Raw genomic sequence first — 24,567 nt, 5'->3', positions numbered from 1 at the left:
CTATCCTTTCTATAGCAACGGCGGACGGCTGGTGGTGTCGATACGGACCGCCGGCACTCGAGTCGAACCACTGGACGTTTAGTGCCGACTCGAGTCAGGTGAGGTATGGACGAACGCGTACGCGAACACGCATCAGTGCTGGTCGACTGGAGTGCTCGGATCGAGGCGGGCGACGACGTGGTGCTCTCGGTCGGGCCAGAGGCACACGACCTCGCGGTCGCCGTCGCTGCGGAACTCGGCGAGCGCGGGGCGAACCTGCTCACGACCTACGGTTCCGGGGAGGTGAGTCGAGCGTACCTCCAGGCGCACGACGGCGACTTCGACGAGGACCCGGAGTACGAACGCCGCCTCTACGAGGCAGCCGACGTCGTGCTCTCGATCGGGGGCGGACGAAACACGGCGGCGATGGCCGACGTGCCGAGCGAGACCCGCCAGACCTACCGCACGGCGCGCTCGGGGGTCCGCGAGGCGCGCTACGACACCCGCTGGGTCTCGACCGTCCACCCGACGCGCTCGCTCGCCCAGCAGGCCAGGATGGCTTACGAGGAGTACCAGGACTTCGCCTACGACGCCATCCTCCGGGACTGGGAGGCCCTGGCCGAGGAGATGGCGAAGATGAAGGACGTCCTGGACGCCGGATCGGAGGTCCGACTGGTCAAGGAGGGAACCGACCTCACCATGTCGATCGAGGACCGGACGGCGGTCAACAGCGCTGCATCCGTCGCCTACGACTCGCACAACCTCCCGAGCGGCGAGGTGTTCACAGCGCCCTACGACACGGAGGGAACCGTCACGTTCGACGTCCCGATGACGATCGACGGCGAGGCCGTCAGAGACGTCCGCCTCGAGTTCGAAGCCGGCGAGGTGGTCGACCACGAGGCTGCCCAGGGCGAGGACGTCCTGACGGACATCCTCGAGACCGACGAGGGTGCCCGACGCCTGGGCGAACTCGGCATCGGCATGAATCGCGGTATCGACCGCTTTACCGACAGCATCCTCTTCGACGAGAAGATGGGCGACACCGTTCACCTGGCGGTCGGTCGGGCCTACGACGCCTGCCTGCCGGAGGGCCAGATGGGCAACGAGTCGGCCGTCCACACCGACATGATTACAGATATGAGCGAGGAGTCTCGGCTCGAGGTGGACGGGGAAGTTGTGCAGCGAAACGGGACGTTCAGGTGGGAGCGCGAGTTCGAGGCCTGAGCAGGTACTTTTTGATCCAGCTTTTGCGAACGAGTCGCGAAGCGAGAGTGAGACGGTGGGTGCGAGCGAGACGCTCGAGGACGACCGGTAGATGCACGGTTGGGCGGTCCCTACCATCCGTAAACGACCCCATACTCTTGTGATGCGTCCTCGTCGGTTTCCTCACCGCTCGATCGGCGGCGGTGGCCGTCGGCGTGCTCGAGGCGGCTCGATCCGAGGCGACCGACGGCCAGAACAGCCGATCAGTCGATACGGACGGTGGGCTGCTCGTCCCCGCATCGTTGACCTGTCCGCCCCGCCGGAGGCGGCACGTATCCGGCTTTTTATGCGCTCGACCCGATACTTACGGCTATGCGCGACGCGCTCCGGGCCGGCATCGCCATCTACAACGACGGCTACTACCACGCCGCCCACGACGCCTGGGAGGCCCACTGGCTCGACCTCGAGGCGGGCACCGACCACGAGCGCCTGCTCCACGGACTGATCCAGTTCACCGCAGCGATCTACCACGCGCGGAACCGCAACTGGGCGGGGGCGACGGGGCTGGCCGCGAGTGCCCACGAGTACCTCGAGGACCTTCCGGCGGACTACCGCGGGGTCGATGTGGCTGCCGTCCGTCGCTCCCTACGAACCCTCGCGAGCGATCCGGAGGTGATCGAGCGCCGCCGCCCCCCGACCCTCGAATACGCCGGTGCGGCGCTTGAACTGGCGGATCTCGACCTCGAGGCGACGTTCCTGGCAGCGGGCGTCCTGGCCGAGGAGTTCGGCTACGACGAAGCGATCCTCGAGGACGGAGTCGCGTTCGCCCGGGCGGACCTCGAGGCCGAACGGGCGACCAGTCGCTTCCTGGCGCTGGTCCAGGACTTCGTCCGCGAGCCGGCCGACCGCGCGCTGGTGTACGATCGGCTCTCGGCTCACGTCGAGCGCCGCCGAACGAAGCGGCGGGACGTCGAGGGATTGTTCGATTCTGACCCGTGACCGACCAGACGGGCGCGTAGCGTGGACTGATGAACCACCGACGTATTTTTTATCCCACCAGTCGACGTGACGAACATGTCTGCAGGCCTCTCTCGAACGATCGACCGGCTGCGCCAGCCCGAGTACACGGGCGAGAATCGATGCACGCCGTGTACCGCCGTCAACGTCGTCATCGCAGGCGTCCTCGCGGTCGCCGTCGGTGTGGTCGTCCCGCTCGCGGGCATCGCGGTGTTCGCCGTGTCCGCGTTCGCGATCTACGTTCGCGGCTACCTCGTTCCCGGGACGCCCGCGCTGACGAAACGGTACTTCCCCGACTGGCTCCTGGCGAAGTTCGACAAGGCGCCGCCTGGGTACGGGCTCGAGACTGATTCCGACTCCGACCCCGACACGACGGCGGGCCATGGACCCGACCCGATCCACGAACGCGAAACGCGCCTCACCCCGGAGGAGACGCTGCTCGAGGCGAACGTCGTCGAACCCTGCGTCGACGAGGACGACCTGTGTCTCCGCGAGGACGTCCGACGCGAGTGGCACGAGCGCATGGACGTGGTCCAGGACGGCGACCGACCCCAGCAACTCGGTCCCCTGCTCGAGGCCGACCCCGGGGCCATCGAGATCAGCGGCGAGCGCCCGGAGGATCCGGTGGTCGTCCGCGTCGACGGCTACGTCGCCGCCCGCTGGGAGTCCGACGCCGCCCTCGTCGCCGACCTCGCCGGGCTCGAGGTGCTCGCCGAGCGCGTGCCGGGGTGGGAGACCCTGCCCGCCGACCAGCGGAGCCAGCTCGCGAGCGGACTGCGCGCCTTTATCGAGACCTGCCCGGCCTGCAGCGGGGCCATCTCGATCGATGCCGAGACCGTCGAGTCGTGCTGTCGCTCCTACGAGGTCTACGCCATCACCTGCGACGACTGCGAGGCGCGGCTGCTCGAGGTCGACGCCTGATTTCGGGCCCGCTCGAAATCTACCCCATCCCCGTCCCAGATTGCGGCGAACCTGCAACCGACCGAAGGAGTGTTTTGTCTCCAGCGCCTGTCTTCGCGTAATGAGCCACCAGCACCAGCGCGAAGGCGCCGACCCCCTCGACGTCGCCTCTCTCCGCGAGGACTACCCCATCCTCGAGCGCGAGTTCGACGGGAGCCGGCTCGTCTACCTCGACAATGCAGCGACGACGCAGACCCCGGACCAGGTCGTCGACGCCATGAGCGACTACTACCGCGAATCGAACGCGAACGTCCACCGGGGCATCCACCACCTCAGTCAGGAGGCCTCTATTCTCTACGAGGAGGCCCACGACCGGGTTGCCGAGTTCATTGGGGGGGAGGGTCGCGAGGAGATCATCTTCACGAAGAACACGACCGAGAGCGAGAACCTGCTCGCCTACGCCTGGGGATTGACCGAACTCAGCCCCGGCGACGAGGTCGTCCTCACGGAGATGGAACACCACGCCTCGCTGGTCACCTGGCAGCAGATTGCCAGGCGCACCGGTGCCGACGTGAAGTACATTCAGATTACGGACGACGGCTGCCTCGACATGGACCACGCTCGCGACCTCGTCACCGACGACACCGCCATCGTCTCGGCGGTCCACGTCTCGAACACGCTCGGTACCGTCAACCCCGTCTCGGAACTGGCCGACCTCGCCCACGACCACGGTGCCTACGCCTTCATCGACGGGGCGCAGGCCGTCCCCACCCGCCCGGTGGACGTCCAGGCCATCGACGCCGACTTCTACGCCTTCTCGGGACACAAGATGGCCGGCCCCACTGGCATCGGTGTCCTCTACGGGAAAAAACACCTGCTCGAGGACCTCGAGCCCTACCTCTACGGCGGCGGCATGATCGAGAAGGTCACCTTCGAGGACTCGACCTGGGCCGACCTCCCCTGGAAGTTCGAACCCGGCACCCCGCCCATCGCCGAAGCCGTCGGCCTCGAGGCGGCGATCGACTACCTCGAGGACATCGGGATGGACCGCGTCCGCGCTCACGAGGAGGAACTGGCGGGCTATGCCTACGACCGGCTGAGCGAGTTCGACGATATCGAGGTGTACGGCCCCGAACCCGGCCCCGACCGCGGTGGCCTGGTGAGTTTCAACCTCGAGTCCGTCCACGCCCACGACCTGGCCTCGATCATGAACGATCACGCGGTCGCCATCCGCGCGGGCGACCACTGCACCCAGCCGCTGCACGACAAACTCGGCGTCGCCGCCTCCGCGCGAGCGTCGTTCTACGTCTACAACACGCACGAGGAGGTCGACGCGCTTGTCGAAGCGATCGGCGGCGCGCGCGAGTTGTTCGCCTGATTTTTCGGCTCGAACGCTCTCTCACGCGAGCGGCGCCGTTCGTCACCCTCAGACGAGCGAGTGCGGGTGCCCCGTCGCCTGGGAACGAGTGCCAAACCGAGAAACAATGCAACGATTCGGCTTTTCCCTCGAGCGACGGTAGGTCGGGTGCCGCAGTGAGTACGATGATAGAGACGACTCGCGACCGACCGGTCGGCAGTCGGATCGTTTCAACCCTCGAGACCGCCACTAATGGCGGTTCGAGAGCCTCAAGGTTCGATCTCACGCTTGGGATTATCCCGCTGGCTTACGCGTCCGCGCTCGCGGCGACGATTCCGACCGCGCTGTCGGTTCTCCAGTCGCTGGCGGCAGCCTCGACCGTCGGCATTCTCGCCATCGCGGACGCGTGTTGTGTACGCCCGCCCAAGATCGACGAGCGAGTTGGCAACCACGACCACGACCGCTCGTCCGAAACCCCACCGGCCCGCGAGCCGTTTCCAGGCCGTTCGCTCCCGAGCGCCCCGGAACCCTTTTCCACGCCACCGACCTACGTGTCGGCAAATGGGACTCGGCTCCGATATGTACCGGCAGCAGATCCTCGATCACTACAAGAGCCCCCGCAACTACGGGGAACTCGAGGATCCCACGTTCACCCACGTCGGCGAGAATCCGATGTGCGGCGACGAGATCCGCATGGACGTCGTCCTCGCCGACGACGGCGAGACGATCGAGCGGGTCGCCTTCTCCGGCGACGGCTGTGCGATCAGCCAGGCGTCGGCGAGTATGCTCTCGACGGAGCTGCCGGGCACCACGATCGACGAACTACTCGAGATGGACCGCGACGACATCGTCGACATGCTCGGCGTCGAAATCTCGCCGATGCGGATCAAGTGCGCGGTGTTAGCCGAAAAGGTCGCCCAGGACGGTGCCGAGATCTACCGCGGCGAACTCGAGGCCGAGAAGACGACGACCGAGGACGACTGACGGACTGACACCGACGCTCGTTTTTGCTACCGCCACGCGTCGATAGCGAGAGTGCCACCACCTCGCTCGAGCACAGATAGCGGGCGCTCGTGGTGCTCGAGGAACGGGCCGGGAGGTAAAGAGCGGCGTGAGTCGTCTACGACTAGCCTACTCGGGCTTCAGTCCGCCGTCCTGAACGCGCATGACGGCTTCGCCGTCAGCGAGGTTCGGCGCGTCGACCAGCTTGACGATCCGCTTGTCGCCCTTGGACTTGCGGAGGTACATTCGGAAGGTGGACTTGTGGCCGAGAATGTTGCCACCGATGGGTTTGGTCGGGTCGCCGAAGAACGCGTCGGGGTTGGAGGTGACCTGGTTCGTGACAATGACGGCAGCGTTGTAGAGGTTGCCGACCTTGTCAATGTCGTGGAGGTGTTTGTTGAGCTTCTGCTGGCGGTTCGCGAGGTTACCACGGCCGACGTACTCCGCGCGGAAGTGGGCGGTCAGCGAGTCGACACAGAGCAGGCGAACGGGGAACTCCGAGTCCTCGTGCTCGCCGGCGATCTCTTTGGCCTTCTCGGCCAGCAGCATCTGGTGGTTGGAGTTGAACGCCTTCGCGACGTGGATCTTCTCGAGCATGTCCGCGACGAGTTCGTCGAGCGCATCCTCGTCACCCGCGGATCCTTCAATCTCGCGGTCCTCGAGGGCGGCGTCGATGGCCTCTTCGGGGAGTCCGCGGACCATGTCGTCGATTCGCTCGGGGCGGAAGGTGTCCTCGGAGTCGATGAAGATGACGCTCCCGCGGAGACCGCCGACTTCCTTGGGGAGCTGGACGTTGACGGCCATCTGGTGGGTGACCTGGGACTTGCCGGCACCGAACTCGCCGTACACCTCGGTGATCGACTGGGTTTCGATGCCGCCGCCGAGGAGGTCGTCGACCTCGTCGATGTTCCAGGTGAGTTTGCCGATCTGGTTTCGTCGCTCGAGGACGGTCGAGCCGGTTTCGAAGCCGCCGATGTCCGCGGCATCGCGGGCCGCGCGGACGATGTCGCCCGCGGTGGACTCGCCGACGTCGGCGGTGTTCGATAGTTCGGAGGGGGAGGCGACGGCCAGACTCTGGTAGGAGTCGTAGCCGGCTTCGGTGAGTTTGTCCGCGGTTGCCGGTCCAACGCCGGGGAGCGTCTCGAGGTCTACGTCTGCCATACCCGGTCGTTGTGCCGGATGGGGTATAAACCCTCGTTAACAGTAGAGTGGAAGTGAAAGTGGTGGACGAGAGCGGGCCCCAGTTGGGGCCGAAGCGAGGGTTTGTATACGATGGCGCGCGCCGACGGGTGTGAGCGAAAGAGGAGATTTCGACGAACGTTCACTGATCGGCGTCCCACGCGAGACAGCGAAGTCGACCCACCTCGTCCCCGATGAACAGGCGGACGCTCGAGGGTTCGTTGTCGAACGAGTCCACCTCAAACGCGGGCGCGGGCGTGCTCGCGATTCCCGCCTCGAGCGGAAGGTGCCAGCGAAAGTCCGGACCGTCGGTGTCTACGCCGTAGAGGCCGCCCGACTGGTCGCCGACCAGGACGGTGTCGCCGACCACGATCGGATCGGTGGCAGGCGTGTCGTCGAGCGGGAGGCCGGGCTTCGAGAACAGGAGTCCGCGGAGTTTGCGATTGCCGAACGTCGTGTCGGTCACGTGGAGGGTGTCGTCGTCGGCGGCGACGAAGAGCGTGTCCGCGCCCTCGAGGACAGTCGGCGCCAAGGTGAACGCCCCGTCGATTTTGTAGGTGAACCAGGTCTGGCCCGTCTCCGCGTCGAGCGCGAGGACCGTCCCACTCTCGTCGGCGACGTAGGCGCGGTCGTCCGCGAGCGTCGGGCCGCCGACGACGACTCCGTCGGCCGGAACGCGCCAGACATCCTCGCCCGAGTCGAGGTCCATCGCGGAGACCGACTCGTCCTGGACTGCGACGTACACCCGCTCGTCGTCGACGGCGATGGCGCCGACTGGCGGAGCCTCGAGGTCGTTCGTCCAGATCGCTTCGCCCGTCTCTGCGTGGATCGCGGTGATACCCTCGGCGTCTCCCACCAGCAGCAGGTTGCCCGCGAGCGTCGGCGGCGTCGTGTAGAGCTCCGTCGCCTCGCGCGTCCAGACAGGGTCGCCCGTCTCGGCCTCGAGTGCGACCAGCGCGTCTTCGAGACAGCAGTAGACGTAGCCGTCGACGGCGGGGGTCAGGTGCGTCGACGCGTCCGTTTCGTACACCCAGCGCCGCCGGCCCTGGAAGTCGAGCGCGGTGACGGTTCCCTCCGTCGTGGCGACGTAGACGCCGTCTCGATCGACGACTGGCGGACAGGCGACGGGCCCTCGGAGGTCGGCCGTCCATCGCTCGACGGGCTTTCGATGGAGTCCCTCGAGGCTCGCGTCCACCTCGAGTCGAGCCGTCTTGCGCTCGTCGCCGCGGTACTGGTTCCACTCGGTCACTGCTCGATGCATGTGAGGCGGGGACGATAAGACCGACGGAACGCTCGAGGTCCACGCTGGCGTCTCGAGTCTCGACCGTCCTAGAGACTGTCCGAACGACCGCTCCCGCGCGAAGCGTTATCCCGCTCCTCGTGGTTCGCCAGCACGATGGCTCGCCTCCACGCCGGCCAACTGCTGGCTCGCCTCGAGCGCCCACGAACCCCGGAGCCGACAACGCTCGCGGTGGGTTCGGACGTGCACCTGGCGACCGACGCCACGGGCACGTGGAAGGTCTTTCACCGGACCGAGCGCCACCTCCGGGCTGCCGTCCGGTGCGTCAACGAGCGCGACGTCGACGGCGTCCTCCTCGCGGGCGACCTGACGCGAAACGGGACGCAGACGGAGTTCGATCGCTTCGACGAACTCGCGACGTTCGACCCGCCGACGGTCGCGATTCCGGGCAACCACGACGAACCGACGACCTTCGACGAACGCGAGTCGCTACCGATCGAGGCTTTCGAGGCGCGCTACACGCCCGATGGCCTCCCGTTCCGGGTTCGCGTGGGCGACCTCGAGGTGATCGGTCTCGACAGCCACGCCGCCGAACCCGACTCGCCCGCCGAGACCTGGGACGGACGCGTCGACGCCGAGACGCTGATGTGGCTCGACGAGACGCTCGAGACGACGCCCGCCGACGCGACGCTCGTCGCCATCCACCACAACCTCCCCGCGACCGGCGAACTCTACGAGCGCTGGCGCGACGAGTTACCCGTCGAGGGGCGTGTCCCCGGTTTCTCGAACCCCGAACCGCTGCTCGAGGTGCTCGCCGACCACGACGTCGGACTGGTCGTCACCGGTCACCTCCACTTTCCGGCGATCGAATCGAGCGGTGGCGTTCGGGAACTCACCGTTCCGGCCGTCTCCTCGTTTCCCCATGCCCTACTCGTCCTCGAGGTCGACGAACGGGGCACGACCGTCCGCCAGGTGCCCCTGACCGACAGCGACGGGATGGTCGAGTCGATCGCGCACGGCTACGAGAAGGATCGGGTCCTGCTCTCGGCGGCCCAGCACGCGGCGTACCCGCTGCTCGAGGAGTGGTGAGGCGAGAACGCAGCGACGTGGTACGTCCCGGCTAGCTACGGACACGAACCCAGACGGGACCGTCCGGGCGAGACGTCAGTGCTGGCGTCGGTGACCACTCGGTTTCCGGCGTCGCCTCGAGCGAGACCGTCCGCAGGATCGTCGCCAGCGCGAGTCGTAACTCGAGGAGGGCGAATCGGCGGCCGATACAGGCGCGCGGCCCGCCGCCGAACGGAAAGTACGCGAAGTCGGGGTACGCGTCGGGGTCGAGCCACCGATCCGGACGGAACGAACGGGGCGCGTCGAACAGGCGTTCGTCCCGGTGAATTCCCCACTGAGGCAGGCAGATCCTCGTTCCCGCCGGAATCTCGTAGCCGGCGACCTCGTCGTCAGCGATCGCCTGCCGGAAGAGGAGGTACGTCGGCGGGTAGAGCCGAAGCGTCTCCCGGATCACCCGGTCCGTGCGAGGCAACGCGGTGCCGGCGTCGACGGTCTCCGGTTCGCGCACTTCCTCGAGCACGCGCGCCTGCTCGTCCGGGTGGGTCGCCAGCAACGCCATCGCGCACGTGAGCGCGATAGCGGTCGTCTCGTGCCCGGCGAGCAGCATGGTGAGGAGGTGGTCGCGGACCTGTTCGTCCGACATCGCACCATCGTCGGCCGCCGCGAGTAGCGTCGCACAGAGGTCGTCTCCGGAACCCGGCGACGCCCGTCGACGGTCGAGCAGATCCGCGATGACGCCGTCCAGGTCGTCGACGGCTCGTCGGTAGCGACGGTTCGCCGGCGTCGGCACCCAGAGCGGGACCTCGAGGGTCACGCTCAAGGGTTCGAACCGGCCCGTGATGGCGTCAGCGGCGCGGGAAATCGTCCGCATCTCCTCGACGCCATCGACGCCGAAGACGACCGACCCGACGATCGACAGGGTGAGCCCTCGCGCCCACTCGTACGCGTCGACGCGCTGGCCGTCAGACCAGCGCTGGACGAACCCGTCCGTTCGCTCGAGCATGACCTCGCCGTACGCCCGCAGTCGACCGGGGTAGAACGCTGGCTGGACCTGCTTGCGCCCGCGCTCCCAGGTTTCACCTCGCGCGGTCAGGAGGCCGGCGCCCAGGAGCGGGCCGAGCAGATTCCGTTCGCGGGGGTCCTTCTCGTAGCGGTCGCGCTCGGTGACGAGGACCCGTTCGACTAGCGAGGGCTCTGCGTAGCAGACGAACGAGAGCCCCGGCACGGAGACACGGAAGACCGGGCCGTGGTCGGCCACGGCGTCCTCGACGAACCCGAACGGATCCCGACCGATCGACAGCGCGTTTCCAAGCAGCGGGAGGCCGACGGGTTCGGGTATCGACTCGTTCATACTCGAGCGTGACGCCGCTCGAGGCGTATCCCTGGTGCCGGTTTGACACGGTAGTTTATATGTGATTAGCGAGCACTTTCCCTCATGCACTACGCTCGCGTTCGTATCGCTGCGTCGGGTCCGGAGACGCCCGTGACGGCCCTTGCGGCCCACGAGGACGTCGACGCGGTTCACCTGCTCGCGGGCGGCGTCGCCGACACCGACGCGCCGACGTACTCGCTCTCGATCGACGGGAACGCGGCAGCCGTCCGCAGCGTCCTCGAGGCCGAGTCCGACGTTCTGGAGTGGGATGTCGCCAGCGCCGAAGCGGGATCGGTGTTCGCCTACGTCAGGTTTCGTGCGCCGGCGGCAGTCGGCGCGCTTCGAGAGGGACTCACCCGCGAGAGCCTCGTCGTCCTGCTGCCGGCGACGTTCCGGGCGGACGGAAGCGTCGAGATGACGGTCGTCGGCACCCAGACGGACCTCTCGACGACGCTCACCGACCTTCCGGACCCGCTCGAGGCGACGATTCTCGAGGTCGGCCCGTACCGCGCCGATCGGCTCGTGGGCGGCCGGGCGTTGACCGCTCGTCAGCGTGAGGTTCTGGCCGCCGCGTTCGAGCACGGCTACTACGACGTGCCGCGAACGGCGAGCCACGAAGACCTCGCGGCCGTCCTCGAGTGTGCGCCGAGTACCGTCGGCGAACACCTGCGAAAGGCCGAGCGACGCCTCGTCGAGAGCGCGCTCGAGTGATCGGATTCGAACGCGTGGGCCTCCGTCGAATCGGTGTCAGTTCGTCGCCAGCAGTATCGATCGGTGGACCCCGACCAGCACCGCTACTGCGAGCACGATGAATGCCCCCTCCAGGACCGTCGAGAGTAGCCCCAGCGAGACGATCAACGTGGTCGCGCACGCGGGCGGGTGACGGGTATCCGTCGCGAGCATCCCGCCCGCGGTGGCCGTCGTCGCGAGCACGCCGCTGGTTGCCAGGCGCAGTCCCTCGAGCGAGCCGGGTTCGTACGCGACGGTCATGGCGGAGTCGCCGGCGACGACGTGGTAGGCGAGCAGTCCGGCGACGACGCCGATGAGGTGGCCGCCGACGACGCGCCGCGGACGGGTCGCCTCGCTGCGTTCGAAGAGCGCGAGGACGAACGCCGAGGGGCCCAGGCTCGGAAAGAGGAGGGGGAGTCCGGAGAGCCACGCGAGCGTGCCGGTCACGGCGAGTAACAGGCCGGTGTGAAGCGTCGTCCCCACGCGGTCGTCCATCACCCGTCATTTTGATTGCGGATAAAAAGGAACGCCGGTTTCGCCCTCCGGTCGAGAACGACGCTGCTATAAAATCTATAGCATTCACTGCGTACTCGAAATCCGACCGTATCGGAACGACGCGCAGGGTGGACGACGAGTCCGGTCCCGGTCTCGAGTCAGACGATCGTCACTGGAACCTCGACACGCCGGGCGACGCCTTCGGCGACGCTCCCCAGCAACATCCGCGAGACGCCGGAACGGCCCTCGCTCCCGACGACGACGCCGTCGACATCGTTCGAGCGCACGTACTCGAGAATGGCGTCGACGGGGGTCCCCTCGAGCACCTCGAGCGCGACGTCACCCGCGTGGCCCTCGGCGAGTCGGCGGACGTCCGCGAAGAACGCGGGTTCGTCCTGGTCGCGGGCCGCCTCCGCGGTCGGCCCGCCGCCGTAGCCCGCCTCGAGGTCGTCGACGACGTGGACCACTGTGACTTTCGACTCCGGAAACGCTGAGAGCGCGTAGTTGAGAGCCGTTCTGGCCGGCTCGGAGTCGTCCATAGCGACGAGGAGGTGTCGACTCACGTCTGAACGGTCGAGCGCCGCGGTCAAAAATCCTCGCGGATCTTCGTGTCGTCGGGGCGGTCGCCGTGCTCGAGGGCTATCCGTCTGCCAGTACTACCGTCTGCGAACGCTATCCATCTGCAATCGAATTCATCTGCGAACGCTCCTTATCTACGAGCTCTACCCGTCCGCGACCGCTACCCATCTGCGAGCGCCGCCTCGAGTTCCTCGCGCGCGTCTCGAATCCCCTCGAGTTCCGCGTCGATGTCCCGACGCTGGAGGCGCTCGCGTTCCGTCGCCGAGAGCTGGTCGAGTGCGTTCGCGGCGGTCTGCAGTCGGTCGTAGTCGTCGTCGTACGTCCGTTCCCGAACCGCGAGCAAGCCCTCGACGAGCTCCTGTCCGCCGATGCGTTCGACCAGCGGTCGCCGGTCGCGGATCGCGTACCGCAGGGTCGTCGCGTCCGCGGGCGGCCACGACAGCGTTAGCGGCGTCGCGTCGATTCGTTCGAGGTACGTCTGTCGGGTGGCGATTCGTCGTTTGAGTTCGTCGGGGTCATCGACGTAGTGATCCAGTTTCGACCGGGAGTACTCGGCGTACTCAAGGAGTTCCGGGATCGAGTACGTGCCCGCGTCGTTGTCCTCGACGTACTCGCGCAGCTCTGGCGGCGGCGTTTCGAAGTCGACGAACGGCCGGAGCCGACTGCGCTCGAGCAGGTCGAACACCGTCCGTGCAGACCGGTCGTACAGAAACGACTCGAAGGCCTCCCGAATCGACTCGTTGTAGGCCTCGATGGGGTCTCGAAGGCGGTCCACCGGGGCCTCGAGGTCGGCGTCGGCGAGCGAGCGCAGTCGCTGGAGATCGCTGATCTCGTCCTCAAGCGCGTCGAGCTGGTCGGTCGCCGCCTTTCGTGCGAGTGTCACCTCTTCCTCGGCGGCGGCCTCCTCCTGGAGCAGGTCGACGAAGCGTTCGGCCGGCCCGAGCGCCGATTCCGCGCTCTCGAAGTCCGACTCGTGCAGTCGACGCTTGTCGACGGCCTCGAATGACGCCTCGAACGCCTCGCGGTGGGGGAGGTCCGCGGGCAAGTCCTCGACGAGCGTCGAGTACTCGCCCTCGAGATTGATGTAGTGTTTGAACGTCTCCCGCCCCGTGCCGGTCGCCAGGTCCACGTACCGGTCGAGGAGGCTCGCGGCCGATCGGTAGGCGTCGGCCCCCGTCTCGACGGTCTCGCGGCCGCCGGCCTCGTCGATCGCCGTCTTCGCGGCCTCGAGACGCTCGCTGGCGCGCTCGAGTCGCTCCCTCGCCGCGTCGGCGTCGGCTCTCGGGTCCGATCCGTCGCCCGTCGTCAGATCGTGAGCGGTATCTGGCATCGTTCGTCAGTCGTCCTCGCTGGTGTCCTCGTTGCCGATTTCGTTGCCGTCCTCACTGTCGTAAACCGCGTTCGGATCGAACACTCGCTCGCCGACATTGTCGCCCTCGATCGTCCGGTAGAAACACGACCGGTGGCCGGTGTGACAGGCACCGCCGGTCTGATCGACGAGGTACAGGAGGGCGTCGGCGTCGCAGTCGACGCGCACCTCCTCGACGGACTGGGTGTGGCCGCTTGTCGCCCCCTTCTCCCAGAGTTCTTCGCGGCTCCGCGAGTAGTAGTGGGCCGTGCTGGTCTCGAGGGTCGCCTCGAGCGCTGCCGGCGAGACGTACGCGAGCATCAGCACCGCCCCGGAGTCGGCGTCCTGGGCGACGGCCGGCACGAGGCCGTCGTCGCCGAAGTCAACTTCGATCCGCCCCTCGAGGCCAGTCTCGTCGGCCCCGCCAGTCCTGCCGCTCCCGCCTCTGGCCGGAGTCGGTTCGGTCATACTCGCTTCGATGACCGTTGGGGCTATGGGTCTTTTGCTGACTGTTGGAGCTATGGGTCGTTTGCTAACTCGCGGTGGTCATCGGCAGACCTCGGCCACGACCCGCGCGACCGTCCCGTCCGCATCAATGAGACGAACCCGCACGACAGCACCCTCAGCGAGCGCCGGCGAGTTCGTCGCAGCGAGGCGAATCGTCGCACGCTCGCCGACGGTCCAGGTCGGACCGGTCGCGGCGTTGAACGGGCCCGAGGGAAAGCCACGAAACCCCGTCGCCCCGACGAACGGCACCGGTGGCTGGTGGGCGAGCGGTTCGCCGTCGATGGTCACCTCGAGCGTCAGGTCGCGAGCGTCGAGTGCGTCGCCACCTGCGTGCTCGAAGACGAGTTCGTTCCGGTCGGCGTCGACCTCGAACTCGATGGCTGCAGTGGCGCTCGAGTCGGACTCGAGCGAGAGCGACCCCATCGCCGTCGCGACGGTTGCTGCCAGCAAGACCGTGATCGCGACGAGCAAGATCGTTCCGACGAGCGGGCTGACGGCTCGATCGCGGCCGCTCTCCAGGTCGGCCGGAGAAGCCGATCGAGCGTCCGGTACGGATCGAGGCGTGGACACGGGCCATCCTGGCCGCGCTATTGAATATAAATGGTTGCACGACTGTTCCACGAGAGATCGGTACGGCGAGGCAGCGAGTTATGTGGCACCGCTCGCGCCGATTTCCGGTGGTACTGGCCTGCTGTAGGATGGATTTCTCGAGGTAGAAGATCGACGACGAACTATCGCGACGGGATTCTCGAGGTACTGGATGGACAGAAGGCTGTGGCGACGAGGTATCAGGTGGCCGGCGCGATCGTCACCGTCTCGTCTGCCGTCTCTACTTCGATTTCGTAGTCGCCTGCCGGCGTCGCCAGCCAGAGGTATCCGTTGCTCCCCGTCTGTCCGACGGCGACGCCATCGAGACGAACGGTCGCCTCGACCGGTTCGCCGGTCTCGAGGTCGGTCACGCGGACTTCCGCGGGACCGTCTCCGGGAGTTCGGTTCAGGGTGATCGCGACGGTGTCTCGCTCCCAGGTGTTCTGGTGTTCGATCGGGAGTCGCGAGACGACGAGCGACTGGTGTTCGCGGGCGACGGCTTCGGTCGCCCCGTCGATGTAGCTGTACAGTTCGCCGTGGTTGTGGGAGATCTCGGTCAGGTAGAGGTTCGGACTGGCCGTCGAAGAGAAATGGTACGAGTTCGCGTTGCCCTGCGCCCACGGATACCGTTCGGCCGCGTGGCTCTCGGCCGCGGAGAACGAGCCGAACTGGGAGTCGCCGTCTCGGTCACGGAGATCGAAGCGAGCCACCTCCTGGAAGTACCGATCGCCCGAAATCAGGGAGAGTCGGTACCCAACGTCGCTCGTTTCGATGGTCACTGTTGGCGATCGGTCTGCCGCCGAGGCGGCGGCGATTTCGGCGCGCGCCTGGCTCTGGTGAGTCGCGATGGTTCCCGCCATGGGTCGAACGCTATTGCGACTGTATCCGGGGACCCGATTGGCGTACTCGAGGAGGTCACGATACTGCTGTTCCAGTTCGTTCGCCTCGTTGTAGTTGCGCAACAGTACCTGCGTGAACTCCTGTTCGGTGATGGTACCGTTCGCGTACGCCTGGACGGCCCGCTGCTCGCGCTCGTCGAGGGCCTGCACGCGGGCTTCCATCCTGTCGCGCGATGCGTCGATCAGGTCGGCGCGTTCGTTCGGATCGGTCGTCTCGTCGAACGCTTGCTCGAACGCGAAGTGGCCGGCGTCCGCGCGAACCTCGTCGTCGGCCGACGCGATCGCCGTCCCGAAATCCTGTGTCGGCGAGGTATACGTGCGCTTACTCTCCTCGGGAACGGTGAGTCGATTCGCCGTGTTCTCGAGTTCGAGGAAGGGGCCGTTCGAGTCGTGCGGGGTCGTCAGGACCGTCGATTGCGTCTCGGTGCCGGTCGACGACCCGGGGGCGGGAGCGGCAGCGACCAGCGTTACCGCCGGTAGGGCACAGACCAGTAACAACGCCAGGAGGGCGGGGGACGCCTTGGTCATTAGCCACTGCTATAGAACCCCTGGTACAAAAACCCGCCCGTCTCCTGACTGGTATGCCATTGCGACAGGTGAAACCACGTTACGAAACGCCTCGAGAGCGTCGGAGACAGTTTAGAAGCGGAAATAACGTTTTATTGGGGATGGAAAGGGTTTTTTGCCCTGGGAGATACCCGTTGAGACGTATGCGGTTTCCCCGCGCGAGTGTCGTTGCCCTCACGGTCCTCCTCGTGGCCGCCGTCAGTGTTGGCGTCGTGGCCGCGACCGCGCCTGCCGATCACTCGGCTCACGAGCAGCCGACGCTCGAGCAGTCACCACTCGCCGTCCAGGACGACGATAGCGACGACGATGGCGATGGCGGTCAGCTCCAGCCGGCTGACCCGCAGCAGGTAATCAAGATCAACGTCACGGACAGCGGCGACGCCCGGTGGACGATCGAGAGTCGCTTCCTCCTCGAGGACGCCGAGGACGAGGAGGCGTTCCAGTCGTACGCCGCCTCGGTCGCCAACGGCGAGCGCGACGGCGGGTACGACGCGTCGGCGTACGAGCAGTACGTGGAGGCGGCCTCGGAGGCGACCGGCCGCGAGATGGCACTCGTCGACGCCGGGTACGACGAGCCGCGAATCGAGGACGTCAATCGAACCGGCCCGATGGGCGAGCAGTCGACCGACCGCATCGGGGTCGTCGCCTACTCGTTCACGTGGGAGTCGTTCGCGACGACCGGGGAGAGTCGGATCACCGTGGGTGACGCGTTCGAGTCGCCGGACGGGGACGGCTCCTGGTTCCCGGCGCTGAACGACGACCAGCAACTCGTCGTGGATATCCCGTCCAACTACGGGTTCCATTCGCTTCCCAGCGATTTCTCGAGACGGTCCGATGGCGCACTCGTCTGGGACGGTCCGGTGGAGTTCGCCGATGAGGATGGCAGCGACAAACGAGAATTCGAGTTGCTCCGGGGAGAATCGTCGAGCGACGACACCGACGAACCCGGCGATCCCGGCGGCGAGACGCCGCCTTCAGAACCGCTCGAGGAAGGCTGGGGCGCGGAGACCGTCCTCCTCGGTGGTGCTGCCCTCGCGTTGCTCACCGTCGCCGTCGTCGGCGGCTACCTCGTGACTCAGCGCTCGAGTTCGTCCTCGGTACCTGCCTGGCTCCCGGCCCCCGTTCGCGCCCGACTCAAGGACGATGAACCAGAGGTGCGAGATCCGACGACCCCGCCCGTCGCCGCCCCACCGGACGACCTCGTCGAGGAACCCGACGACGAAGGCGGGATCGATCCCGACCTGCTCAGCGACGAAGAGCGGGTGCTCCGACTCCTGCGAGGCAACGGCGGTCGGATGAAACAGGCCTCGATCGTCAAGGAGACCGGTTGGTCGAACGCCAAGGTCTCCCAGTTGCTCTCGAAGATGGACGACGACGACGAGATCGAGAAACTCCGCATCGGTCGGGAGAACCTCATCACGCTACCCGAGATCGATCCGACCGAACTCGATTGACGCTCGCGACCTTCTCGACGCTCACATCCTTTCGACGCTCGCTCCCTGCGGATCGTCTCGAGTTTTCGACTACCGCTTCCTGCTTCCCGCTTCCTGCGTCGAGCGCATCAGAGAACTCGTACTCAGTCGTACTGACACGACTCGAGGCGGTGTGCTCACGATTTAAGGTCCTCCCGCTACACTGTCTGGCTAGTAATCGAGTATGTCTCAAGAGACGGTATACGCCATCGCGAGTGGAAAAGGCGGTGTCGGGAAGACGACGACGACGGTGAATCTCGGGACAGCCCTCGCCCAGGCTGGCAAACGCGTCGCCATCGTCGACGTCGACCTCGGCATGGCGAACCTGGCCGGGTTCGTGAGCCTGAGCCCCGAGTCAACGACGCTCCACGACGTGCTGGCATCCAACGCGTCGATCGAAGACGCCACGTACAACCTCGCCGATAACATCGTCGCGATCCCGAGCGGGACGGGGCTCGACGACTACGCTGAAACGAGCCCCGAGGGGCTTCGGGAGGTCGTCGAGACGCTTCGCGACCAGTTCGAGTACGTCCTGCTCGACGTCGGCGCCGGCGTGAGCCACGAGACTGTCCTTCCGCTGGGCCTCGCCGACGCCGTCTTTCTCGTCTCCACCCCGGAACCGGCCTCGGTTCACGACGTCAAAAAGACCATCGAGTTGACCGAACGGGCGGGCGGTTCGACGGCCGGGCTGATCGTAACCCGGACCCGGCCGATGGGCGACGTCTCCTACGAAGAGATTGCCGACCGACTCGACCTGGCACTCCTCGGCACGATTCCGGACGATCCGCTCGTTCGCGAGAGCGTATACGCGGGAACGCCCCTCGTTGTGCACGATCCAGATAGCCCGGCTGCGGTCGCCTATCGTCGGCTCGCCGCGGATCTCGCCGGTATCGAACCGCCCAGCGTCCCGGAGGACGCGTCGAACGAGGACGCCGAATCCGACGAGTCGACGACTCCCGATCCATCCTCACAGCCCGCCTCGTCCTCGTCATCCTCGTCGTCCCGGCCGTCGGATGAGGACGTCGAATCGAGCCAGGCGGCATCCCACGACGACGTTTCGAGCGCGATCACCGAGGCAGAGTCGGACTCGAGCTAGCGAGAGTCGCCGGGGCCGTTGTCGCCGGAACCGTTCTTCAGGGCGACCTCACGCGTCCGTCCAGTCGAGATAGCCCAGCACGCCGCGGGCGTTCATCGCGGTTTCGGCGCGCGTCTTTCGCTCGCCCCAGACCTCGACGAATCGCTCGTCGGCCCCCTCGGCAAGCGCGTCGACCACAGCCTCGTCGTCCTCGAGTTCCGCTCGCGTTCGTTCCACCCGGCCGACCCACGACTCGAGGACGTCGCCGTAGGCCTCGAGTGCGGCCCCCAGGTCGTCGACCTCGCGTGGGCCGAAGTGGGTGTAGAGGAGGACCGACGGATCGATCTTGCGGATCGTCTCGAGGTCGTCCAGGCAGCCCTCGAGATCGAACTGTGCGGGCGGGGAGGTCTCGCGAATCGTCTCGAGTGAGGGGACCCAAATGCCGGCGGCGTCGCCGGTGAAGACGGCGTCCATCTTGGGGACCTTGAAGATGGCCTGGTGGGGCGCGTGGCCAGGCGCGTCGTGGGCGATCAGCGAGTAGTTCCCGAGGTCGATGACGTCGCCGTCTTCGAACGCGACGACGCGCTCTTCGGGGACGGGATTGGGGTCGACGTAGAACTCCCACTGGTCGCCGACGGCGGCTTTCGTCCCGGCGACGAGGCGTTCGGGATCGATCAGGTGGGGGGCGCCGACGTGGTGGGCGTAGACATCGGCGTTCGGGCAGGCCTCGGCGAGGAAGCCGGCGCCGCCGGCGTGGTCCAGGTGGATGTGGGTAACGACGATGGCCTCGAGGTCCGATCGATCGATTCCGATGGTGTCGAGCGCCTCGAGGATGCGCTCGTGGTTGGTCCCGATGCCCGTCTCGACGACGGCGGGACGGTCGGCGTCGAGGACGTACGCCGCGCCGTACTCGCTCGTGTCATACATGCCGGTGTCGACGAAGTAGAGGTCGGCGCAGTCGTCGGCGTCGACCTCGCGGACGGCTCCGATGTCCGTGTCCGTATTCGTGTCTGCGTCCGTGTCCATACGGAGACGGCGAGGTCGCGGGCGATAAAACCTGTCCTCGAGGCGGTTCCTGAAACAGCCCTCAGGCGGACTACTATAGTGACTCGACGAGAAGGGCCACCGATGGAACGCGGTACCGGTATCGACGAACCCGCACCGAACACGGCACTGCTGATCGGTGCCCCGGAGTGGATCGAGGCGGTGCGCGCGGCTCTCGAGGCGACGGTCTCGGAACTCGAGCCTGTGGCGGTTTCGACGGCCGATTCGGACGCTCCGCTCGCGACCTGGGACGGCGACGACCCGGCGGTCGTCCTCGTCGACGCGACGACGTCGCCGGACGACGGGTGCTCGCTCGTCGAACGCGTGCGGTCGCGCTGGCCGTCCCGTCCGGTAGTGACCGTACCGGTCGACGGCGACGAACGCCTCGCCAGCCGGCACCTCGCGGCGGGTGCGAGCGGGTACGTGCCGTTCGACGATCGGGAGTCGCTCCTCGAGGAGGCGCTCAAAACGGTCCTCGAGGACCGAGACGAATCCGGGAGGCGGCGGTCGGCGTCCGACGCTCGCCGGCGGGCTCGCCAGTTCGACGCCGTCGCCGACGTCTCGACGAGCGGCGACCACGGTGACGCGCCGGACGTCGGACCGTACCTCTGGGTGCTCGAGGCCGACGGCACGATCGCCGAGGCCAATCCGGCAGTCCGCGAAGGCTTCGAGACGGGAGCCGATCCGGTCGGCCGCTCGTTCGTGGATCGTCGCTACTGGGCGCTCGAGGCCGTCAGCCCGCTCGAGTCGGGGCTCAAGGCCGCCCGATCGGGCGCGTACGCAGAGCGAGAGGTGACGCTCTCGCGTCCGAATACCGAGAAACGAACGCTTCCGGACGACGAAGGACGAACGCTCGCGCTCTCGTTTCACCCGATCGAGTCGGGCGACCAGGGGGTGGTTGTCCTCGGCCGCGACGTCACCGAACGCGTCGAAACGATCCGCGAACTCCGGCGCTCGGAGGAACTCCACCGGGTGACGCTCGCGCACATGACCGACACGGTGTTGCTCACCGACGAGGAGGGGCGCTTCACGTACGTCTGCCCAAACGTCCACTTCATCTTCGGCTACACCGCCGCGGAGATCCACGAACTGGGAACCATCGACGCCCTGCTGGGCGAGTTCTACGACGAAGAGGCACTCGCCGAGCGGGGCGTCCTCACGAACGTCGAGTGTACGGCGACTGACCGGGACGGCGACGAGCACGCGCTGCTCGTGAACGTCCGCGAGGTCTCGATCCAGGACGGCCGCCGGCTGTTTAGCTGTCGCGACGTCACCACGCGAAAGCAGCGCGAACGCGCGCTCACGTCGCTCCACGAGACGGCCCGCGCCCTCCTGTACGCCGAGTCGGAGGCCGAGATCGCCCAGCGCGTCGTCGACGACGTCGAGGCCGTCCTCTCGCTCCCGTCGGCGGCGGTCTATCGCTTCGATACGGCGGCAAACGCGCTCGAGGCGGCGGCCCGTGCCGGTATCGGCGACCGCAACCGGCTCGAGTCGATCCCGCTGGGAGCCGACGACGCGGTCGCGAACGCGTTCGTCGAGGACGATACGCACGTCTTCGAGGGACTCGACCCGTCTGATTCGCCCGTCGACGGGCTTCGAAGCGGCGTCATCGTTCCGCTCGCCGACCACGGCGTCTTCCTGGCCGGGACCGCCGACCTCGTTACGCTCGACGACGTCACGATCGAGGTTGCTGATCTGCTGGCGGCGACCGCCGAGGCCGCCCTCGACCGGGTCGAACGAGATTCGCGACTCAGGGCGCGAGATCGGGAACTCAAGCGACAGAACCAGCGCCTGAGCGCGCTCGATCGCATCAACGAGATCATCCGCGAAATCGGACGGGACCTCGTTCGGGCCGACACCCGCGACGACATCGAGGACGCCGTCTGCGGTCGCCTCACCGACGCCGACCGATTCGCGTTCGCCTGGATCGGGTCGCTCGACCCGCGAACCGACGAGATCACGCCTCGTGCCTGGGCCGGCGACGGTCAGGGCTATCTCGACGCGCTCGAGACCCTCGCGGCCGATTCGATGGAGTCGGAGCCAACCTCGCGCACGCTCGAGACCCGGTCGCCGACGGTCGTCGAGAACGTCGCGAACGACCTGCGGGCGGGGGAGTGGCGCTCGCCGGCGCTGACCCGCGGGTTTCAATCCGTCGCCAGCGTCCCGCTCGCGTACGACGAGTTCAGCTACGGAGCGCTGACGGTCTACGCCGACCGACCCGACGCCTTCGACGAGACCGCGCGCGAAGTGCTCCGGGAACTCGGCGAGACCATCGCCTCGGCGATCGGTTCGGTCGAACGAACCCACGCCCTGCTGGGCGGCCGTGTGGCGGAACTCACCTACGAGGCCGACGTCGAGAACACGGGGACGGCGATCGATCGCCTCGCGCGAACCCTCGAGTGCCGGCTCGACCTCGAGGGCGGTATCCAGCGCCTGGAATCGGGCGTGTTGACGTTCGTCACTGTCTCTGGCTGCTCGCCCGAGGCGGTCGTCGACCAGGCTTCGTCCCTGACCGGTGTCGAGGACGCACACGTCGTCAGCGCGAGTGCGAGTGCGAGCGCGGACGGTGGCCTCGTTCGGCTCACGCTCTCCGAGCTGGCGCTCGCGACCCGGCTGGCGGAACACGGCGGCGTCGTCCGCCGACTCACCGCCGATCCCGACGGCACGACGCTCTCCGTGGACGTGCCAAGTCCGGTCGAAACCGCGTCGATCGACGACCTCGTCCGATCGACCTACCCCGACGCCTCGCTCGCGACGCGCCGGGAACGGACCGGACCCCCGACGACTGGCGCCCGCCTCGAATCCGCGGTTCTGGAGTCGCTCACCGACCGCCAACTCGAGGTGGTTCGGACGGCCTACCACGCCGGGTTCTTCGCGACACCGCGAGCTCAGACCGGTTCGGCCATCGCTGACTCGCTGGACATCTCTCCGACGGCCTTCTCGAACCACGTCAGGGCGGTCGAGCGAACACTCTTTTCGATCCTGTTCGAGGACTCGTACGCGACGGGGGTTCAATAGTAAACCTGCTGTGTCGAAGGGGGGTTTAGAAATGAACCACCACGCCCATCGGCGTCGGGCAAATATTGCACTACGTGGCCACCGACCGTCGCGTGGCCGGCTACCCATGAAGGATGCTCCATACGATCCAGCGGCCGAATCGACCTACGAGTGCCTCGAGTGCGGGGACACGGTCACCGCGACGACAAACCCCGGAACCTGTCCCGCGTGCGGGGTCGCCTATCGGAACACGGCGATGCCGATCGAGTAACGAGCCGGTGACGAACCGTAGCGGTACGTGTCGGCCGGTCCCCGAGTGACCCGCCCGAGTGACACACCGAACCTCCTCTCGATCAGTTCCTCTCGAGAGGCGAGTTCGATACCCGCCCCCGTCGAGCCCCTTACAGGTCCCCTTCGTTTATAGCCCGCACTTTGTCCGCTTCAACCTTCTTCTCGCGTTCTTTCTGCCGATTCGAACGCGTCGGGGGGCTGTCCGGTGCATACTCGTCGTCATCGTCTGAACCGGAACCCCGATACATCGCCAGTCCGACCGTGAGCGCGGCGATACCGAACAGCACGACCGCTTCGTAGGGATAGGGCGGCCCCCCGACGAGAAGGACGATCAGGCCGAGGCACGCACTTCCCGTCGCGACTTTCCCGTAGACGTTGAGTTGCCGCAATCCAGCTAGTACCATAGCTTTCGTTACACGTCTCTCGTCAAAAAGATTCCTTCGAGCTGTCAGTATCGGTCCACCGCCTCGCCCGAGCGACGGCCGACAGCCTCGAGGCGGGACCAGCGCGCCATCCTCGCAGGACCCTCAGTCGGCGAAGACGACTCGTTTCACGTCGTCGACCCCGGCTCGTCGAACGACCGCCCGGACGGGGTCGCGGACGCCGTCGAGATTCGGCGAATCGCCGTCGAGCACCAGCACGCGGGCAACGTTTCCAGCCTCGAGCGAGCCGTACTCCAAATCCATCAGGGCGGCCCCGTTGATCGTCGCCATCCGCAGGATTTCGCGAGCGGGGAGGTCGGAGCACTTCGCGAGGAACTCCATCTCCCGGAACATCGACGGCGAGTTGAGCATCACGTTGTCGGTGCCCAGCGCGAGCGTCGTTCGCTCGAGCAACTCCTCGACGGGCGGGAGGCCGACCCCGGTGACGAGGTTCGAGCGCGGACAGACCACGACGGGAATTTCTTCCCTCGCGATCCGCTCGAGGTGGTCGTCCTCGGGGTGGACGACGTGGACCAGAAACTCCGGCTCGAGGTCCATCGCCGGGTGGAGGTCGCTGGGGTCGGCCTCGCCCGCGTGGATGGCGAAGGGCTTGCCAGCTTCGCGGGTCGCCTCGCGCTCGCGGTCGAAGGTGTCGTCGTTGGCCCCGCTGGCCCCGAACCCGTCGCCCGCCTCCATCGCCTCGAGCGATTCGCGAGCGAACGCGTAGGCGTCGATCGCCTGACTTGAGGCGGCCTCGCGAAGTACCTCCACGCCCGCGACGCCGCCCTCGCGGAAGTCGAAACAGACCGCCGTGCCGCCGCGTTCCATGTACTCGAGCGAGGTTCGGACGGCCGAGACGAGTTCCTCGCGACTGGCGTCTCGAAGCAGGCGATGCTTGAGGCCGTCCGGCGGCGCGACCAGTTCCTCGAGGGAAAGCCCGCCGCCGGCTTCCTTCGCGATGGAGTCGCCGACGTGGGTGTGGGCGTTGATAAACGCCGGGAGCACGACGTCGTCGCTCTCGACCGTTTCCTCCTCGATGGCCTCGATTCGGCCGTCGTCGCCGACGACCAGCCGTCCCTCGACTGGCTCGAGGTCCGTTCCCCGAAGAATCGTTCCGGTGAGTTTCATGCCCGTCGGTTCGGTTCGGGCGCCTTCAACGGTTCCGTTTCGCCGCGTCTCGGGTTCGGCGGGCGATTTGCTGGATATCGGTTCGGTTCGTGTTCGTCGCTGTTCGAGT

The 24,567-nt window shown here is 66.9% G+C and carries 24 protein-coding genes and 1 pseudogene; 12 read left to right on the top strand and 13 right to left on the bottom strand.

Annotated features, from left to right (window positions below; all coding sequences use genetic code 11):
• Positions 1-105: 105 nt before the first annotated feature.
• From NGM29_RS00700 to NGM29_RS21575, 5 genes and pseudogenes are all read left to right on the top strand, one after another.
• Positions 106-1,203 (top strand): aminopeptidase, encoded by a 1,098-nt coding sequence (locus tag NGM29_RS00700; RefSeq protein WP_254158357.1) that lies wholly within the window; start codon positions 106-108, stop codon positions 1,201-1,203.
• A 351-nt stretch (positions 1,204-1,554) separates the two neighbouring features.
• Entirely contained in the window at positions 1,555-2,181 is a 627-nt protein-coding gene (locus NGM29_RS00695) for a DUF309 domain-containing protein (protein WP_254158356.1), read from the top strand.
• Between the two features lie 75 nt (positions 2,182-2,256).
• A complete protein-coding gene (locus NGM29_RS00690; RefSeq protein ID WP_254158355.1) occupies positions 2,257-3,120 on the top strand; it encodes a DUF8054 domain-containing protein in 864 nt (287 codons plus the stop codon).
• 100 nt (positions 3,121-3,220) lie between these two features.
• Positions 3,221-4,477, top strand: a complete 1,257-nt coding sequence (locus tag NGM29_RS00685) for an aminotransferase class V-fold PLP-dependent enzyme (RefSeq protein WP_254158354.1) — start codon at positions 3,221-3,223, stop codon at positions 4,475-4,477.
• A gap of 164 nt (positions 4,478-4,641) precedes the next feature.
• A pseudogene (locus NGM29_RS21575) lies at positions 4,642-4,821 on the top strand (hypothetical protein); the annotation flags it as partial.
• On the opposite strand, the gene NGM29_RS00680 reads toward NGM29_RS21575, so the two are convergent.
• Positions 4,764-4,994 (bottom strand): hypothetical protein, encoded by a 231-nt coding sequence (locus NGM29_RS00680; protein ID WP_254158353.1) that lies wholly within the window; start codon positions 4,992-4,994, stop codon positions 4,764-4,766. The pseudogene NGM29_RS21575 and the gene NGM29_RS00680 overlap by 58 nt on opposite strands.
• A 23-nt stretch (positions 4,995-5,017) precedes the next feature.
• Between NGM29_RS00680 and NGM29_RS00675 the strand changes: the two genes are divergently transcribed.
• Positions 5,018-5,440 (top strand): iron-sulfur cluster assembly scaffold protein, encoded by a 423-nt coding sequence (locus NGM29_RS00675; RefSeq protein ID WP_254158352.1) that lies wholly within the window; start codon positions 5,018-5,020, stop codon positions 5,438-5,440.
• A 147-nt stretch (positions 5,441-5,587) separates the two neighbouring features.
• On the opposite strand, the gene radA is transcribed toward NGM29_RS00675, so the two are convergent.
• Complete coding sequence (gene radA, locus NGM29_RS00670; RefSeq protein WP_254158351.1) at positions 5,588-6,619, bottom strand: DNA repair and recombination protein RadA; 1,032 nt, start codon at positions 6,617-6,619, stop codon at positions 5,588-5,590.
• Positions 6,620-6,779: 160 nt separating this feature from the next.
• Entirely contained in the window at positions 6,780-7,886 is a 1,107-nt protein-coding gene (locus NGM29_RS00665; protein WP_254158350.1) for an outer membrane protein assembly factor BamB family protein, read from the bottom strand.
• 147 nt (positions 7,887-8,033) lie between these two features.
• Here NGM29_RS00665 and NGM29_RS00660 point away from each other — a divergent pair, with 147 nt between their 5' ends.
• On the top strand, positions 8,034-8,966 hold the full coding sequence (locus tag NGM29_RS00660; RefSeq protein ID WP_254158349.1) for a metallophosphoesterase family protein: 933 nt from the start codon (positions 8,034-8,036) through the stop codon (positions 8,964-8,966).
• 31 nt (positions 8,967-8,997) lie between these two features.
• On the opposite strand, the gene NGM29_RS00655 is transcribed toward NGM29_RS00660, so the two are convergent.
• A complete protein-coding gene (locus NGM29_RS00655; protein ID WP_254158348.1) occupies positions 8,998-10,296 on the bottom strand; it encodes a cytochrome P450 in 1,299 nt (432 codons plus the stop codon).
• 84 nt (positions 10,297-10,380) lie between these two features.
• On the opposite strand from NGM29_RS00655, the gene NGM29_RS00650 reads away from it, so the two are divergent.
• A complete protein-coding gene (locus NGM29_RS00650; RefSeq protein WP_254158347.1) occupies positions 10,381-11,028 on the top strand; it encodes a helix-turn-helix domain-containing protein in 648 nt (215 codons plus the stop codon).
• A gap of 36 nt (positions 11,029-11,064) precedes the next feature.
• On the opposite strand, the gene NGM29_RS00645 is transcribed toward NGM29_RS00650, so the two are convergent.
• The 6 genes from NGM29_RS00645 to NGM29_RS00620 all read right to left on the bottom strand — a co-directional run bounded on the left by NGM29_RS00645 (position 11,065) and on the right by NGM29_RS00620 (position 15,990).
• Complete coding sequence (locus NGM29_RS00645; protein ID WP_254158346.1) at positions 11,065-11,541, bottom strand: HPP family protein; 477 nt, start codon at positions 11,539-11,541, stop codon at positions 11,065-11,067.
• 158 nt (positions 11,542-11,699) lie between these two features.
• Complete coding sequence (locus tag NGM29_RS00640) at positions 11,700-12,104, bottom strand: universal stress protein (protein WP_254158345.1); 405 nt, start codon at positions 12,102-12,104, stop codon at positions 11,700-11,702.
• Between the two features lie 176 nt (positions 12,105-12,280).
• Entirely contained in the window at positions 12,281-13,450 is a 1,170-nt protein-coding gene (locus NGM29_RS00635) for a DUF7118 family protein (RefSeq protein WP_254158344.1), read from the bottom strand.
• Positions 13,451-13,456: 6 nt separating this feature from the next.
• Positions 13,457-13,861 (bottom strand): phosphoribosyl-AMP cyclohydrolase, encoded by a 405-nt coding sequence (gene hisI, locus NGM29_RS00630; RefSeq protein ID WP_254160657.1) that lies wholly within the window; start codon positions 13,859-13,861, stop codon positions 13,457-13,459.
• 153 nt (positions 13,862-14,014) lie between these two features.
• Positions 14,015-14,545 (bottom strand): type IV pilin domain-containing protein, encoded by a 531-nt coding sequence (locus tag NGM29_RS00625; protein WP_254158343.1) that lies wholly within the window; start codon positions 14,543-14,545, stop codon positions 14,015-14,017.
• A 218-nt stretch (positions 14,546-14,763) separates the two neighbouring features.
• On the bottom strand, positions 14,764-15,990 hold the full coding sequence (locus NGM29_RS00620; RefSeq protein ID WP_254158342.1) for a DUF7096 domain-containing protein: 1,227 nt from the start codon (positions 15,988-15,990) through the stop codon (positions 14,764-14,766).
• A 182-nt stretch (positions 15,991-16,172) separates the two neighbouring features.
• On the opposite strand from NGM29_RS00620, the gene NGM29_RS00615 reads away from it, so the two are divergent.
• Together NGM29_RS00615 and minD are read left to right on the top strand one after the other, a co-directional pair.
• Positions 16,173-17,483, top strand: a complete 1,311-nt coding sequence (locus NGM29_RS00615) for a helix-turn-helix transcriptional regulator (protein WP_254158341.1) — start codon at positions 16,173-16,175, stop codon at positions 17,481-17,483.
• 202 nt (positions 17,484-17,685) lie between these two features.
• The gene (gene minD, locus NGM29_RS00610) at positions 17,686-18,597 is read left to right on the top strand and encodes a MinD/ParA family ATP-binding protein (RefSeq protein ID WP_254158340.1); all 912 of its coding nucleotides are present in this window, start codon (positions 17,686-17,688) and stop codon (positions 18,595-18,597) included.
• A 48-nt stretch (positions 18,598-18,645) separates the two neighbouring features.
• Here the strand turns inward: minD and NGM29_RS00605 are convergent, their stop codons facing one another.
• Positions 18,646-19,602, bottom strand: a complete 957-nt coding sequence (locus NGM29_RS00605) for an MBL fold metallo-hydrolase (protein WP_254158339.1) — start codon at positions 19,600-19,602, stop codon at positions 18,646-18,648.
• A gap of 102 nt (positions 19,603-19,704) precedes the next feature.
• Between NGM29_RS00605 and NGM29_RS00600 the strand changes: the two genes are divergently transcribed.
• The gene (locus NGM29_RS00600; protein WP_254158338.1) at positions 19,705-22,638 is read left to right on the top strand and encodes a bacterio-opsin activator domain-containing protein; all 2,934 of its coding nucleotides are present in this window, start codon (positions 19,705-19,707) and stop codon (positions 22,636-22,638) included.
• A gap of 106 nt (positions 22,639-22,744) precedes the next feature.
• Positions 22,745-22,888, top strand: a complete 144-nt coding sequence (locus NGM29_RS00595) for a rubrerythrin-like domain-containing protein (RefSeq protein WP_254158337.1) — start codon at positions 22,745-22,747, stop codon at positions 22,886-22,888.
• Positions 22,889-23,018: 130 nt separating this feature from the next.
• Here the strand turns inward: NGM29_RS00595 and NGM29_RS00590 are convergent, their stop codons facing one another.
• Positions 23,019-23,312 (bottom strand): hypothetical protein, encoded by a 294-nt coding sequence (locus tag NGM29_RS00590; protein ID WP_254158336.1) that lies wholly within the window; start codon positions 23,310-23,312, stop codon positions 23,019-23,021.
• A gap of 123 nt (positions 23,313-23,435) precedes the next feature.
• Complete coding sequence (locus NGM29_RS00585; RefSeq protein ID WP_254158335.1) at positions 23,436-24,458, bottom strand: amidohydrolase family protein; 1,023 nt, start codon at positions 24,456-24,458, stop codon at positions 23,436-23,438.
• Positions 24,459-24,567: the final 109 nt, after the last annotated feature.

The organism is Natronosalvus rutilus, assembly GCF_024204665.1.
Lineage (GTDB): Archaea > Halobacteriota > Halobacteria > Halobacteriales > Natrialbaceae > Natronosalvus > Natronosalvus rutilus.
The sequence above is the reverse complement of the archived record's forward strand: the minus strand, read 5'-3'. Positions and strand labels throughout refer to the sequence as shown.